A 15,683-nucleotide genomic window follows, 5' to 3' on the forward strand; every position below is an offset into this window, starting at 1 on the left:
GGCGCGGGCCAAAGACCTCGCGCCCGTTGCAAGCCAACCGCATTTTGGTGTTATTCGGTCAGAGGGACCTCTTGCGTGATCTCCTGCACCGAGACTTCTACGCTGTCACCGGGCAACAACTGGGTCAGTTTGTCTGCACCCAACTGTTGCAGTTGCCCGTCTACGACCCGAAAGATCGTGACCGAGTAGTCAATATCCGTAATCAGGTTTTCGGTTCCGATCTCATCTGACGCGCCAGCCAGATATTTCGAGATCGTATCCATCTGATGCCGCGCATCACGGACGGACAGGCTGGCGGCGCGACGCTCTTGCAACAACCGCAGCGACCGTTCCTGATCATATTGTTCTTGATCGCGTTTCAGACGGGTCAGGATCAGGCTTGTAGCTGCCAGATCCTCTTCAACCTCCAGCAAACGGGTTGCAGACAAAACGGTTGTACGGCGCGTATCGGCCATACGGGACCCCGGCGCGAGGCCCTTTTGGACCAGCGCGACGACCCGCGCCTCTTCCTCTTCATCGGCCGCTACAGCCTTGGCAAGCTCTACTTTCTGTTCTTCAAGAATCCGGATCCGCTCGGCCGCCTGAAATTGGGCATCTTCGAAATAGGCGCGCTCACCTGCTTCGTTTTCCTGATTGATGGTGCGAATCCGGACATGTTCTGCCACCAATTCCTTCAAGACCCTGGGAGATATAGAAACACTGGCCTGACTGGGCGGCGCCAGATCCATATCTTGCGCCAACTCGGATGAGGCGCGCCATGCAGTCACCAGCCCCTGTGCGTGTTGCAACGCAGCCTGACCATAGGTGGTCTGCCAGCGCAGCAGTTGGATCGGGTCAATGGTGACATCATCGGCCAGTAGCCGGCTCCTAACCCCTCCGGCCAAGGCAACCGCCTCGCGCGCAGTGATGGCGGGGCGAAAGTCGATCTGACCGGTGCGTGCAACATCGCCGCCGATGATAATCGGGCGGTATCCATTGCGGGCGATCTCGATCTCATCTCCGTCCAACTGGATGATATAGATCTCGCCATTCTGGTCATATTGCTTGACGATCTTGCCCGCTGCGTCCTGACGTACCAACTGCTCCAGCGCATCCGTCGACAGACCTTGCGCTTGGAACTGGCCCAGCCATTGCAGGTTGACCTCGCCATGGGCATCAATCGCCGCTTCGAAGGACAGATCTTGCAAACCCGTCAAAGTCACTCGGACCTTGTCACCTGGCTCAAGGTTGAAATCCGCCGCCGCCGACATTGGCATCGCTAGCAGGGTGCACAATCCGAGCGCGCGGTACGCGGTGGACAGGCGCAACGCTGGGTTTCTAAATCTGCGTTTCATAAGCCATCATCCTATCGTCGGTCAGTTCGGGATCAGCAGCCGGTTCCATTGCAAACGGCACCGATCGTGCGGAACAGGATTTTCAGATCGTACCAGAAGCCCAGATTTCGCGCATAGTCGCTGTCGAAGATCGCCCTATGCGAGAACTCAACCTCGTTGCGTTCGGACACCTGCCACAAGCCGGTGATCCCTGGCTTCATCAGCGTGTATTCGCGCCCCGGATACAATTCCTGCTGCTGCGGCATCATCGGACGTGGGCCGACAAGGCTCATGTCGCCGATCAGAACATTCCAAAGCTGAGGCAACTCATCCAACGAGGTCATACGGATGAAACGACCGAATTTTGTGACCCTCGGATCGTTGTCCAGCTTTTGCTTTGTTTCCCATTCGGACGCAGCGGTTGGATTTTCGGCCAAGTGTTTCTGAAGTTGAAACTCTGCGTCAGAAACCATCGACCGGAACTTGAGGAAGTCGAACTCGCGACCGCCGATTCCAACACGGCTTTGGCGATAGATGGCAGGTCCGCCATCCAACTTCACCAAGACGGCAATCACCAACATGACCGGCAGCACAAACGGCAGACCGATTAGAACCAACAAAATATCCAGCAAACGCTTGCCTTTGACAGCGTAGAAGCTCCGCAAATTGGAGAACTCGTCACAGACCTTAATAGAACTTTGGTTTGGTTTATAAATTTCCGATTCTTCTAATTGGAAAGAACCTCGTATTTGGTTCATAATAACCCCCAAAAACTAACACAACGGACTAAAATCACGCCAACAAGTCTTCCAGCCGCGCAACACACCCGCTTGGGAATCTGCCCCAAAAAAACAAGGCAAAAACCCAACGATTGACTACTATCCGCTCAATAGATTTGGGGAACGCCGCACACGAACGCGACAACCCACCCTTTATTTTCTCCCGACTCACACATGATGTGCGGTCAGGATTTTTACCCCGCTAGATACTCGCACTAATGGTCTGATGTGACAACGATTTTGTTAACCACCTGTTAACAAAACGACCACAATTTCGTGAACATGCTAAGTAAATTGACACGCTGCCTTAAAAATGGGCTGAACTTCACCCAAAACAAACCGCTGAGGCCAGTCCAAACAAGCCTTGCCACCCTTCGCGTATTGTCCCTGCGCTGAGCAGGGATTTTGTCAGTTTCCAGTTTTAACGGCGGATTTCTCAGCGATCTTCACGCGCAACCTTCCGTTGAATAGAAAATGAAGTCCGGCGATCAGAGCCGGAGCACTGCATCCGATCAGGAAGCTGAAGACCACGGCCTGAATTAGGCCTGTGCCCGTTAGAAGAAATGCCACAAAACACATTGCGGCAACCAGCGGACCTGACAGTAAATACAATATGACCATCGGTTTTGCTCTTGGTTTATGCGTCGTTTCTGCGTCTGCCTACCCTGAAACCAGAATGTGTGTTTTTTGGGGCAACTGTTGGAAAATATAGTTTCCCAAAGTCAAACAGTCGCGGGGTAACACATCAAATTGATCTCAAGTTCATCATATCATCATATTTTCAGGACCACGATATCCCTTTAGCCGGGATTCAAAATTCATTGTGCCAGTGGGCAAATTTGCGCCACCCGGCCCACTCGAATCTGTCAGTCTTCAGTTAAGAAGTTGTTAACGCTGAATTACTTCGAAGAGGGAAATCCGCTTGCGGACGCCCAGCCACGTATCTTCCGCCATGCTGCGGCAGCTGCCGTCTGATGCAGGTATGCGAAAACCACGAACATCACGACAGCTGAAAGCGAAAGCAGCGCAAATTGTAACACGATTCCACCCGACTCAGCTGCGAGAACCGCCAGAGGCGCGAAAGCAACAGCTCCAGCAACGGCTTTGAATATCTCTGGCACGGGCACCGCAATCGGGTCGATGCGGCGGCCAATATGGTAGTAGGCCAGAAAACTCAGCAATCCGCTGATCAAAAAGGCAACGGCGGCACCCGGTGGGCCCAGAAGGTAGATGAAGACGAAAGATAGCGCGACATGCACAGCCAGCGAACACAAGGTAATGGTCAATTGCAGCCCAGTCTTTTTGGCGCGCGAGAAGGCAAAGCTAAAATACGCCCCCTGCAACCCGAACGTAAATGAGGCTATCGCCAGAACCCGCAGATACCCTGTGGTTCGGTCGGCAAATTCAGGGTCGAACAGCAGATTGGCAAAAACGCTTGCCGCACAGATCAGCGCGGCCACGATGGGCACCGCAATCAGCATCAGAAACGAAAAATACCGCTCCAGCACCGCGTCTGACGATTGCGCGCCGCGTTTTTCTAGCGCCTCGAATATCGAAGGACCCCATACGCGGGACAGGGTCTCCATCGGAAGGCGCACAGTTCGGGAGGCCAAGGTTTGCGCCGCCGCGAAATAGCCCGCGTAGTCCATCCCCGCAAAGACGGCCAGCAAGGATTGCGTTGACATCGCAAAGAATGTGGCGGTGGAGGAGACGACAGCCACGGGAAACCCGAATAGAAGATAGGTTTTCAGCACCGCCCCTTTTGGCCGCGCCACGCCCGAGCGGCGCAGCGTTACCGCCAGTGCATAGGCCCCGGTCAGTGCTGCGCCCAGGGACATGCCAATCAGCGCGCTTTTGTAACCGCCACCGGTCAGAACAAATCCGACCGCAAGCGAAACGCCCAGCCCATGGCGCAGCAAAGTAACGGCTGCGTATTTCGGCCCCTCGTGGTACTGGCGCAGGCAGGCGGTTCCCAGTTCGTGCATCGCGTGGCTGATGCAATAGATCGCCGCAAAGAAATGGCCGTCGATCCATCCACCAGGCAGGATGACCGACACCAGAGCTGCCAGAACGAACAGCGCCACAGCCAGGATCGCAGCCGTCGACAGGGACATGGCGATGGTTTTGCCTTCGAATTCCGGCGTGTGGTGGAATCGTCCGATCGCAATCGCCAACCAATGGAAGGTGAACGAAAACATCAGATTCCCAAGCAACAGGGTCAGCGTATAACGTCCGAAATCCGCAGGCCCCAGAACGCGGGTCATCACGACAAGGATCGCAATCGCAATCACCGCAGACATCATTCTGGGCACGAAAAACCACGTCATCGCAGGTCGGACCTTAGAAACGACAGATGAAAACTCATAAACAATCCCAATCGCCCGGTCGACACGCCGCACGTCCGCCGACCTTTCGCCTGTCTGGCTACTGTGACACCCGCCCGTCGAATGTACAGATGGTTTTTGGATCATGCGCCGCGCGCATAATTCATTTGCCGGGTCCACCGCGGCCGTGGCAAACTTTACCGAGTGATTTAAACCGGTGGAAAAATTCAAGCTGTCGACCCGATGAGGCGCGCCAATTCCTACCGCAAATTCTTTGGATAGACCTTACGCAGCGATGACGCCCCTGACCCGACAGACACAATACCAGCAACAATCCGGCGCAGCCTTCCATCATTGGATTCTGGCCGCCTGTCTGGTGATCATGCTGTTGGTTGGCACCGATGTGGTCTCGATCGTGCTGTGGCAAATGGGGCTGGCCAAGAAGATTGAAATCGTGCTGCTGATACCGATCATGGGCATCACGTTGCTGTATTATCGCCACTTGATCCGGGGCATGACGGCCTCACCCGAGATCACTCTGTTGATCTGTTTGACTGTCTTATCAATCACCTGGAGCGATTTTCCCGCCTATTCAATCGAGCGTCTCGTTCCCTTGATCGTGACGTCCGGGTTTGCCATCGCTTTGGGTAGCATGATGTCCATGCGTGGGCTTTTAATCTTTCTCGCCATCTATTTTGGGAGCTCGATGGTCCTGTCGATGGGCGCAATCATGACCCTGCCGCAAGCACGTGGTATCCCGCCCTGGGGGGACACCTGGAACGGGATCTATGCCCACAAAAACGGGCTGGGACTGGCCGCAATGACGGCGATGCTGACGTGCTACTATGCGTCGCGACAATTCACAGGGCGGCTGAAAACCGTCTTTATGATCGGCGCCCTGCTGGGTGTCTTTTTGCTGATCGCCTCAGAATCGCGCACCTCTCAGGTCATCGGGCTGATCACGATGTCGGCGCTTTTGATCAGTCAGATCGTTCCGCGATTGGAAACAATTTGGGCCATAAGCTTCATTTTGTTTGCAGTTCTCTTTGTCGGTACGATTGCCTTCCTATTGGCCTCACCGATTGCCGAGCCTTTGTTTGCGTTGATCGGACGCAAACCCACCCTGTCCGAACGCATCCCGATCTGGGAGCTGGTCTGGCCCAATGTTAAAGAGCGGTTCTGGTTGGGCTGGGGTTATCTAGCCCATTGGAATGAAAACGCACCACACCTGCGGTTCTACGCCAGCAAGGGAGAGCTGGGGTTCCTGCCGCATTATTCGCATAACGGGTTGCTTGAGACCTTCTTGAATGCCGGTTTTATCGGCGTGGCCCTTCTATTTTTGGGTCTAATGAGGTTCTTTTTCTCGGTTTTCTACTGCATGCGCCACATCCCGCAGCGCGATCCGTTCGTATTCGTGTTTGTTCTGGGTATGATGTACCTGTTCTCGAACATCACCGAGAGCACGCTTCTTAGTCGGATGAGTTCCAGTTGGATTTTCTTCCTGGCCTACACGACCAAAATGAATCTGGTCGCCCGCGCGCTGCGGGCCGATGCACGGGCCCACTATGAGCTCCGGAACAGAACGCGCCGCGCTTCCCAATTCGTGTCAAAACCCACGTGAATGTTGCGACTTTTTTCTAAGCAAAGGGTAATTTCGGACCCTATGCAGTTGCAGAAAGATTGACAGGCGCACGGTGGGTAGTGTGGACTCTGGCCATTCGCGTATCGAGATCAATTTCGATTCAAAGGTATTTGGGGGAGGCCCAGTTGAAGACAGCAATATTCGCAGGCGGTAAGGGCTCTCGCCTGATAGAAGAAACCCGCATTCGTCCCAAGCCATTGGTGGAAATCGCCAACCGGCCAATCCTCTGGCACATCATGCAGCATTATTCGACCTATGGTCATCATGAATTCGTGCTGGCCCTTGGGTATATGGGCGATCTGATCAAGCAGTACATGTCCGATCTGTGTCAACATGACGGGAACCTGAGGATCGACTTTGCCAAGCGCGAGTTGTTTGGCGAACCTGAATACCGGAACCCCGCGCTGGACGCTCAAATGCCGCCTTGGACCGTGGATTTGATCGACACTGGCGTCGACACGATGACAGGCGGGCGTCTGGCTCGGCTACAGCCCTATCTGGGGAACGAGACCTTCATGCTGACCTATGGGGACGGCGTGTCAAACGTAGATCTGGACGCGCTGCTGGCCTTTCACCGGTCGCACGGCAAGCTGGCTACGATCACTATGGTGCGTCCCCTGACCACGTTCGGGCATCTTCAGGTGCGCGAGGATGGTCTGGTCGAAGGGTTCATGGAAAAGCCCGAAACCGCCGCAGATTGGATCAATGGCGGCTTCTTTGTTCTAGAGCCGGAAGTGTTCGACGCCGTCGCCAGTGTAAATGGCGACGAAATCATGTGGGAAGAAGGCCCCTTGCCCAAGCTGATGGAGCTGGGAGAGCTGATGGCCTATCGCCATCCCGGCTTCTGGTACTGCATGGACCACCTCGCCGACAAACGCCGTTTGGAAGATATGTGGAAGAACGGCAATCGCCCCTGGGCCACGTGGGAACAAGGCAACGGGCCGACGAACGGCTCGACCCGCCTGACCGGCGACGGTCATCGCCCCGGCATTGGCCGAGGCGGAAATCCGGGGGACTGGGTCCGCTACAAGTCCCTGTAAGCGTTTCGAATTAAACTGCCTGGAGCGTCTCAAGAACGGTCCGGGCACCGCGTTCACCGGATTTGAACGCCTCATCTGTCCACTGATAACCCCACTCGCCGAACCGTCCGACATAGGTGATGCCGACCTCGTCCAGCCATTTGTGGACGATCGGCAGCGCCTCTTCCCGGTCCAGATCGAAGATGATGTTGGCGTGCGTAATCAGACGCGCATCCTTGTGCAGGATTTCTTCATCCTCGGTGATCAACCCGATCTTGACCAGATCGTCAATCACCGGCTGAATCAGATCCTCGGGCGCGACATCCAGCGGTCTGTATTTGTTGGAATAATAGCATTCTGCCTGAACGGAACCACATCCCGGCGGGCAGGTCTTGGTGGACATTTTGTGCGGGAAGCTGAGGCGGGTAAAGACGATGTCCTCGTCGTAGATATAGGTCCAGGTAGCGGGAGTAAAATCATCGCGCGCAAGGCCGATATTCACCGTCACACAAGTGGTGCAGGCCAGCTTGGCAGCCGCGTCCAGAACCGATTGCGGGGCGCCTTTGACCATCGGGATCAGGTCCGGCAACGGGATGGAGGAGATCAGCTTGTCATAACTCTCGGTCACACCATTTTCGAACCGAACCGTTTTGGCCACCGGATCAATCGCCACCACCTTGTGATCCAGATGCAGATCGGTTTTTTCCATGAAGGGCTTGAGGTATGAGATAAAGCCCCCCTCGGTCGGATACCGGAAGTCGGTGATATAGTGGACATCCGGCGTTTCGGCGAAAACCGCGCCTCGAATCACTTCTTCCATCGAGGGGCGATATAGGCGCGGGCCCATCCAGACGGTGCTCATCTGATCGGCGTCCACGGTGTGATATTTCTTGCCGTAAACCGCCGGGAAATGCGTACCGAAGGTTTCCCCAAAGACCGAGATCAGCCATTCCAGATAATTCGCAGGCTTCTCGACCACTTCCTGTTTGGACGCCTCGATGAAATCCAGAATGCACTGGGTTTTCAGCTCATCAGGCAAGTTGTGCAGATTGGCCTGCGCCGGGTGCTTGACCCAGGCCCCGTGGTAATAGTTGTTCACGTAAGCCTGCAGTTTTTCGTATTTGCCGTCCACGTTACTGGCAAACAGATCTTGAATACGCGGGTCTTTCGAGAAGGAAATATGCGGACCGTCGTCGAAGATGAAGCCGCTGTCATGGGCAAAGGTTGCCGTATGACCGCCGGGAAAAGCGTTTTTGTCGTACATCCGGCTTGAAACGCCCGCGCCATGCAGATGATGGGCCGCGCCCAGACCAGCCATGCCGGACCCAAGGATAATGATGTTCTCGTCACTCATATCAGGTTTCTTTCGCAATCTCGCGGCGCCACCAGGCTATGGTGTCCGCAACTCCGGTTTCCAAAGTGAATTTCGGGGACCAGCCTAGCTCGGTCCGCAATCGGGTATTGTCGGCCTCGACCAGAGGCGGGTCGCCCGGCCGGGCCTCGCGCGCACCAAGACGCACCAGGTCTTCGGCACCAATCTGACGGGCGATTTCAAGGATCAGATCAGACAGCGGGATGGCCGTGCCGCTGCCGATATTGACCGGACCTTCAAGGTCGCTGTTCAGCAGGGCCACTATCGCGCTGGCAACATCGTCGACATGCAGGAAATCTCGTTTCTGCCGCCCATGAGTGCACAGGGCTTCGCGCCCTTGCAACAATGAGATCACTACATCCGCCGCCAATCGCCGTGGATTCTCACCCGGCCCGTACAGAAAGAAGGGTCGCGCCCAGGCCCCCGACAGATCCAGCGCGCCACACAACTTTTCAAAAGCGGTAGCCAACCCCGCCTTGGCCGCGCCGTATTCAGTTGCCGGTGTCAGGGGTGTCTCGCGCTCATGCAGCTTGATCGGCTTGGACCAGTCATATTCCATGCACGACCCGCAAAATGTAACCCGCTGCCCGCCCGCCTGTTCAAAGGCGAATAACAGGTCGATCGAGTGCTGCACCCAGCGGAAATTCTCCAACGCTTGCTGGTTTCCCGGCCCCATATACCAGGCCAATGCCAATAGGTGTGTGGGGTGGTGCTGGTCCAACACCGCTTGGATCGCCGCGGTGTCAGTCGTATCAGCGTTGATCCAGATCACGTCGCCGGAGACTTGCGGGGGTGGACCACTTCGATATGTGGCGATGACTCGGCAGCCGGCAGTGGCGAGCTGACGAACGCAAGCGCGTCCGATAAATCCCGCTGCACCCGTGACCAGAACCGTTGGTTTTTGCTGTTTCGAACTCATCATGGCTGGGGATACTATCTTGCGGAGCTTTCAGGAAATCAGACTGGATTGAGCGGCCAAGTCGCATCTGTTTCAGAAACAGTAGATGTAAAAAATGGACATTGTGCACCCGATGCAGAGGCGTCAATTTGAATCCCTCGGCCAATCTCCGGGCTTTTGAATGTGGTGGAGGAACTAAACGCCTGCGCAAACGTCAGTATTGGACCCCGCACGCAAAGCCAAATCGTCCTGTGGGAAACAACGCCGGCAGGCCGCAAGGGACAATCCGTGAAAATCATTAAACACCCGCCTTCATCAACGGCACCCAAACAAAAACAACCCGCACGACACGTGGTCAGAAATCAAACAAAATCTACCTTGCCTGGGATTCTGCAACCTAGGCCGGCCCCCAAAAACTTAAACTCAGACAGCCTGATTTTCCACAATTTTCAGACTTTCCTTGGGGTGTTTGCCGGTGACGCTGAACAAGTGTGCAAGCGCAGGTTCGGAAAAAACCTTTGGAAGCTTGGCCGCCATATGAGATAGTTTGGCCTTATTTTGTGTTAAAGGATCAAGCGGTTGACCAGTTCCTCAGTTTCCACCACCGCCTCGCGCGATGTGCTGATCTTCTCTCAACGCAGATTGAACGACAACGTTTCGCGCTGTTCGGGGTTCGAATTCGAAGACGTTCTGACCGAAATAGAAGCGGTCGACATCGTGGCCCCAGCCCGAAAACGGGACCGGTCGCTGCCTTATGATCCCAAACGCTGGCTGTCCAAACGAACAGATCTGTTCCGGCACTGGCCGTCTGGTGCGCAGAAAGTGACGCTGCAAAAGGACTATGACATCTTTGTTTGCGACGTCCAGAAACCGCAGGAGCTGCTGACGCTGGATGCGATCCCGAACTGGCGCGAACACTGCGGTCTGGCCGTCTGTGTGCTGGAAGAGGTCTGGAGCAAGGACCTGCACGTCCACCTGCCTCTGATCCGATCTCTGGCTAAGTTCGACCTGATCGCCTGCGCCTTTGCCGAGGCTTGTGACACCCTGCACAGCATCACCGGCAAACCGGTGATTCACCTGCCTGGTGCTGCGGATATGGTCCGGTTTGCGCCAACCTCTCTTTCCGCAGAGCGACCAATAGATATCTATTGCATGGGACGCAGACGGCCCGAGCTGCATGACCGTTTGCTCAAGGTCATCAAGGATCGCGCGGGGTTCTATCTATATGATTCCGCTACAAAGCCTCCGACCACGGCACAACATGCAGTGCATCGGGATTTGCTGGCTAATCTGGTTCAGCATTCCAAACTGTTCATGGTGGATATCGCCAAGATCGGCCATGCCGATCAAAAAAAAGGCAATATTGCCTGGGGGCCCCGCCATGTTGAGGGCATTGCTGGCGGGGCCGCTCAGATCGGCTATGCGCCGGACTCGGAAGACTACCGACAGTTTTTCGATTGGCCGGAATCCGTGTTCCGCCTGTCCGAGGATCCCGACGAGGCCATTGACCAGATCGTCGGGTTGTTAGAAACGCCGGGTAAGCTCGATCAGATGCGGCGGGTTAACATGGCCCAAGCCCTGAACAAACACGATTGGCTGCACCGTTGGGCGCAAATTCTTGAAAAGCTGGGCCTGCCGGAATCAGATGGGATGGCACACAGACGGCAAGTGCTGTCCGATGTGTCTGAAATCTTATTGAGCGGAGACACAGTCCAAACGGCCTAGGCCCTTGTTTGTCGGTAGATGGGAAAGTTCGTGGGGCGGCATGTGGCACTCAATACCCCTTCAAAGCCAGTCAGAAAAACCAGTATGTGCTAAAATAAACATGCCGCCCACCCAAGCAGGATGACATTGTGGCAAAATTGTGTCCACGATTCTTGGGGAAACTTATTGTTCGCTTTTTGGAAACGATGACTCACTCCCGAATCAATTGGTTCCCGCATGGGCAAAAACACCCGCTCCCGCACCATCTCGGCCCACTTTTTAACGGGTATGTGGAGCGATGGATGTGATCGCCCCCTCAGGTCAGTTCCAGTTTTTTCTTCAACGGGCCACTGTTTTTGACAATGACGGCCTGCACCGGTTCGGACACGCCCTGGATCGTGATGCCGCCGGTCTTACCCAGCATGTCAGGAATACCCAGGCCGCACATTTCATGCATATAGGTTGAATAGACGATCCCGGCCTCGATTTTATTGGTGACAGTCTCGAAAGCCTCGGCAATGATCGACACATTGCCAATCGCCGTCACCGGGCTGGGTGCTGCTTGGTCCGAGGTCTTGCCCACCCGTCCGATAATGGCCCGGCCCGAGTGCACCCCAATCCCGATCTTCAGCGGCTCAACAAGATGCTGACTAAGGCTGCCTTGCGTCTCTTGAACCAGCAACTGGCACTTGGCCGCTGCATAAAGCGCAGAGCGCGCGGCCTGGGTTTTGTGCGTCTCAAGTCCGAAAACAGCCGTCAGCCCGTCATTGGTGAACTTGTCGATATGGCCATTCTGCTCTTCGATCTGTTCGACCACCATGTCCAAAAGCTGGTTGAGGACAAAAATGACGTCATAGGGCAGTGACTTGTCCACGAATGGGCGGAAATCCTTGATCTTGAGGTTCAACACGCTGACCTCACGCTCGACCCCCCAGCCGAACGGATCGGATTTCAACGGCGTCGATGCGGCGCGCTGAGGCTGGATGATTGGGCGGAGGCTGACATCTCCGTTCACGCGCGCCTGACAGGCAAGGCGCATGTTCGGTTCCGCGTTGATCTTGTCGAGAAGTTTGCGTTCGGCCGGGCCGATCGGGCTGAGGCCATCCTGCTCGGACAGAACCACTACCCGGCAGGTTGAACACCGCGCCCGCCCGCCACAGACCGACAGGTGATCAATCCCGTTGTCGCGGCTTACATCCAGATTAGTCTTTCCTGGGGCCGCATCCACGGTCAGCCCTTCGCCATAAGTCACGCGCACCTTGCGGCGCAGGTTCTGGCCCAGCAAAAACAGAACGAACAGGGACAGCAGCGCGCACAGAATGATCACCACCCAGCCCTGCGCAATCGCCTGATATTCGGAAACGGCAGCGCGCACCTCGGTCAAGCGCAAGGCCAGTTCTGTCGCCTCTGCCCCGTCCGGATCAAGGCTGAGGCGCAACACCTCGCGCTTGGCCGCTGTCATCCATCCGGCCATCGCCACGATCGGTACGGCCACCGCCAGCGGCAAAAGCACCAACAAGCCGTCCTTGTACCAATGCTTCGGTCGAAGCCAGAAATGCACGCCAATCAGCCCGTGCCCCCAGACCAGCAACATCAGCGCATTCTGTTTGATCGCCGCAACCGGCCATAGCAGCGACAGTTCCTGCAAATAGCTGACGGGCACGCCGGTCAGCAACTCGGACCCGCGGGTGACGATGATATGGCTGACAAGCCAATAGGGAATGGCCAGCCCCAGAATGATCTGAAACCAGCGCCAGAACGGCATTTTCAAGCTTCGGATGCTGAGGATCGTGACCGCGCCCAACAGCACATGCACCGCCAGGGCGCCATAGAGCAGAACCGTTCCGGGGACCGAGCTCCAGATCGCGGACATAACGGCCAGCATCCGGTCCATCCACTCCAGCGATACCAGCCCCAGACCGTGGTTGATAAAATGCCCCGTTGCATAGGCCAACAGCACCAGCCCCGACCACAACCGGGCCTGCTGAGTCACGGTTCCTCGCCCGTTGGCTTTGATCTCTCGATGTCTGACGGCCATCTTCAACGCCCCTGATCAATCGCTTGTTTCGTAATCACCTAAAATGGCTGACACGCAGGGGTAGAGGATTATTCACCACAAATCCGTTTTCGCCTTCACGTTCAGGTGTGGTCTTCGTGTGGAAAGAACAGCGGGTTAAGCGCCATGCCGCTTAAGCCTCAGTTTTTTGGCCTTGGCAGTCCTATTGGCAACGTCACGCTTCGTTCAGGAAGGGCGCAAAAAAGGGGCCGCCGGTATCGGCAGCCCCCTAATTTTACTTGTCAGACCGGCCTTACAGAAGGAACTGATCGTCGTCCGGTAGCAAATGCTCCAGCAGATCAGCGACGGTCAGATTCGAAAGCTGGTCAGCTGTATCCAGCGCTTCGGTCTGAGCCCCGTTCAAAACCAAAAGCTCGGCTTCGTCTTCTTGGGTCAGCTCATCGGCATCGGTTTCGTCTGTGAACTCGAACATATCCCAGTCACGGGTGTCGACAAAAGCAACGCTTTCCTGGGGCTGAGCGGCAATTCTGGGCTCGCCCGGACCAGTCGTGCCGCTGCCGTCGATATCGTCACCATAGAAGATTTCGACATCGGCAACGTTGTCGACGGCGTTCCCGCCCACCACGGCCCCCTGATCGTTCAGGATCCACTCATAATACGTTTCACCTACATCAGTTTTCCACAGCAGACGATATCCGCCCTCATTGGTCTCTTCGACATGGATCGCGCTCCAGCCTTCAATCCTGTCTGGTCCAACAGCGCTGCCCCCTTCGGTCACGCCAACACTGCCATTGATCAGATAGCCGCTTGCGGTCGAAACCGCCAACGTGGTCGCACCATCAGATTCGATCGGAGTCGTCACATGGCCGATAGTGTCGTCATCGTTGAGGTCCACATTATAGAATGCTTCGACATCGACCACGTTGCCCACACTTTGACCCGAAACATAAACGCCCTGGTCATCCAGGATCCATTCAAAATACGCATTACCCTGATCGGTTTTCCACAAAAGACGATACCCGCCCGAGCCAGCAGCCTCAGCTTGAATCGCACTCCAACCGTCCAGCGTCTCATCACCGACAACAACGCTGTCCACAGTGATTGCAATTGGGGTATTTCCGCCGCCCAGAAGGTAAATACCATGAGACGCGTGTTGAAGAACCGTGCCTGTGTTCTCGATGTCTAGAATCTGTGTGGCCGATGAAATGCCAGCGTAATTATACGATTGCGATCCGTTCGAGAACTCGAAAAGCTCAACATCGCTGGACACTGTGAAAGAGGTCTGTGTCAGCACGTTGTAGAACGTATAGGTGCTGCCATTGTCTTGGAACAGGTAGGTATTCAATCCGCTTATAAAGCGAACGATGTCAAACCCCGTCCCGCCGGTGAATGAACCGTTATTGTCCTGCACAATGGCAGTGTCGTTTCCTTCACCACCGTCAACCGTATCCTGGCCGGTCCCGTTTGCGACATAGATGGTATCGTGGCCTGTACCGCCGTTGATCGTGTTATTGTTGCTGCCGTCCGAGAGCGAGTAAATGATGTCGTTGCCACCATTTCCGTTCAAAGTGTTGACGGCAGCATTGCCAGTAATTGTATCGCTTCCTGATCCGCCAGACGCGTTTTCGATCACCACACCATAAGCGATAGTAAAACCGCCCTGTACGCCATCGACATAGGAAATAGCACCACCACCGAACGGACTATAGTCAAGTGTCGCAGGGCGCAGGTCGATTATGGCGGCGGCGCTACCAGTATGTCGAATTGTGTCTATTCCACCAGTGTCCCAAATGGCCTGGTATCCAACACCGGCGGTATTGAACGGCGCCAGATCATAGGTATTGGCACTGGAATTATAGGTGGTATTTGCTCCGTACATGGCTTGAAGTGCTGCAATATCCAGCGCCCCAAGACCGGTCGATCCGCCATACGTCGCATTCACCGGCAATTGGCCGTTCACCTGAGTCCAGCCATCATTGTACGACATCACAGTGAAAACACCCTGATTCAGGTTGCCATCGCCGTACGAAAAGAAGGGCGAAGTCACACCATTCAGAACCGTTGTGCCCAACCCGGTGTAATGCGGGTGGCCTAGGCCCAAGGCGTGACCAAGTTCGTGCAACAAAGTGGTAAAAAAGAAACCACCCGGGTCGCCGTTCCCGCCCAACCCTGTGGTCCAGAAATCTGTATTGAACGCGCCTTCGGACGGAGAGTTAGACGGCGTATAGTGATATCCGAGAGTGCTCGATGAACCGAAAAAAATTGCTCGAAGATGGGGCAATGATTTCGTAGATATCCGCTTCTAGCCAAGAAGATACTTCAACAAACTGTACGTTTGCCACGGCTTCGATGGCCGCCAGCGCCGCGCAGAAATCTGCCTTGTGGGACTCTGTCCAGGATTGAGAATCCAGGTATTGATCAAAATTATATGTAATGACCGTCGTGGTATTGGGGTTCCCATCGCCCTAGGCAACGTCACCCTGAATAGCACTAAGAGGGGAAGCCGAACTGGGTCCGGGAATAAAAGTGGTCATATCAACAACCTCAAGAATATTTCAGGCCTGCGTTACCAGCGCTGTAATTTCACGCCAAAGTTGTCATTAACAAGGCAACAC

Annotated in this window: 10 protein-coding genes; 3 read left to right on the forward strand and 7 right to left on the reverse strand. The window is 55.2% G+C overall.

Annotation, left to right across the window (positions count from 1 at the left end; genetic code table 11):
- Positions 1-50 precede the first annotated feature (50 nt).
- The 3 genes from ACR3E7_RS12845 to ACR3E7_RS12855 form a co-directional block, all read right to left on the reverse strand.
- Positions 51-1,334, reverse strand: a complete 1,284-nt coding sequence (locus ACR3E7_RS12845) for a polysaccharide biosynthesis/export family protein (RefSeq protein WP_480503513.1) — start codon at positions 1,332-1,334, stop codon at positions 51-53.
- Positions 1,335-1,366: 32 nt separating this feature from the next.
- On the reverse strand, positions 1,367-1,978 hold the full coding sequence (locus ACR3E7_RS12850; protein ID WP_237215821.1) for a sugar transferase: 612 nt from the start codon (positions 1,976-1,978) through the stop codon (positions 1,367-1,369).
- A 1,013-nt stretch (positions 1,979-2,991) separates the two neighbouring features.
- Positions 2,992-4,419: an oligosaccharide flippase family protein gene (locus tag ACR3E7_RS12855; RefSeq protein ID WP_480503514.1), complete on the reverse strand. Its 1,428-nt coding sequence runs from the start codon at positions 4,417-4,419 to the stop codon at positions 2,992-2,994.
- 292 nt (positions 4,420-4,711) lie between these two features.
- Here ACR3E7_RS12855 and ACR3E7_RS12860 point away from each other — a divergent pair, with 292 nt between their 5' ends.
- Together ACR3E7_RS12860 and ACR3E7_RS12865 are read left to right on the forward strand one after the other, a co-directional pair.
- Entirely contained in the window at positions 4,712-6,037 is a 1,326-nt protein-coding gene (locus tag ACR3E7_RS12860; protein WP_480503515.1) for an O-antigen ligase family protein, read from the forward strand.
- Positions 6,038-6,183: 146 nt separating this feature from the next.
- Entirely contained in the window at positions 6,184-7,098 is a 915-nt protein-coding gene (locus ACR3E7_RS12865; RefSeq protein ID WP_170789463.1) for a sugar phosphate nucleotidyltransferase, read from the forward strand.
- A gap of 10 nt (positions 7,099-7,108) precedes the next feature.
- On the opposite strand, the gene ACR3E7_RS12870 is transcribed toward ACR3E7_RS12865, so the two are convergent.
- Together ACR3E7_RS12870 and ACR3E7_RS12875 are read right to left on the reverse strand one after the other, a co-directional pair.
- A complete protein-coding gene (locus ACR3E7_RS12870; protein WP_170789462.1) occupies positions 7,109-8,431 on the reverse strand; it encodes a protoporphyrinogen/coproporphyrinogen oxidase in 1,323 nt (440 codons plus the stop codon).
- Between the two features lies 1 nt (position 8,432).
- Positions 8,433-9,371 (reverse strand): NAD-dependent epimerase/dehydratase family protein, encoded by a 939-nt coding sequence (locus tag ACR3E7_RS12875; protein WP_480503517.1) that lies wholly within the window; start codon positions 9,369-9,371, stop codon positions 8,433-8,435.
- A gap of 555 nt (positions 9,372-9,926) precedes the next feature.
- On the opposite strand from ACR3E7_RS12875, the gene ACR3E7_RS12880 reads away from it, so the two are divergent.
- Complete coding sequence (locus ACR3E7_RS12880) at positions 9,927-11,072, forward strand: glycosyltransferase (RefSeq protein WP_170789460.1); 1,146 nt, start codon at positions 9,927-9,929, stop codon at positions 11,070-11,072.
- A 295-nt stretch (positions 11,073-11,367) separates the two neighbouring features.
- On the opposite strand, the gene ACR3E7_RS12885 is transcribed toward ACR3E7_RS12880, so the two are convergent.
- Both ACR3E7_RS12885 and ACR3E7_RS12890 read right to left on the reverse strand, forming a co-directional pair.
- Entirely contained in the window at positions 11,368-13,089 is a 1,722-nt protein-coding gene (locus ACR3E7_RS12885) for an adenylate/guanylate cyclase domain-containing protein (RefSeq protein ID WP_480503519.1), read from the reverse strand.
- 271 nt (positions 13,090-13,360) lie between these two features.
- Positions 13,361-15,235 carry a M10 family metallopeptidase C-terminal domain-containing protein gene (locus ACR3E7_RS12890; protein WP_480503521.1) on the reverse strand — a complete coding sequence of 625 codons (1,875 nt, stop codon included), beginning with the start codon at positions 15,233-15,235 and terminating at the stop codon, positions 13,361-13,363.
- Positions 15,236-15,683 lie beyond the last annotated feature (448 nt).

The organism is Ruegeria sp. BK1 (assembly GCF_056535645.1).

Bases quoted from the DNA above. Each gene is read 5' to 3' on its own strand.
- ACR3E7_RS12845 (WP_480503513.1), bottom strand. From the start codon at position 1,334: ATGAAACGCAGATTTAGAAACCCAGCGTTGCGCCTGTCCACCGCGTAC.
- ACR3E7_RS12855 (WP_480503514.1), bottom strand. From the start codon at position 4,419: ATGACGTGGTTTTTCGTGCCCAGAATGATGTCTGCGGTGATTGCGATT.
- ACR3E7_RS12860 (WP_480503515.1), top strand. From the start codon at position 4,712: ATGACGCCCCTGACCCGACAGACACAATACCAGCAACAATCCGGCGCA.
- ACR3E7_RS12870 (WP_170789462.1), bottom strand. From the start codon at position 8,431: ATGAGTGACGAGAACATCATTATCCTTGGGTCCGGCATGGCTGGTCTG.
- ACR3E7_RS12875 (WP_480503517.1), bottom strand. From the start codon at position 9,371: ATGATGAGTTCGAAACAGCAAAAACCAACGGTTCTGGTCACGGGTGCA.
- ACR3E7_RS12885 (WP_480503519.1), bottom strand. From the start codon at position 13,089: ATGGCCGTCAGACATCGAGAGATCAAAGCCAACGGGCGAGGAACCGTG.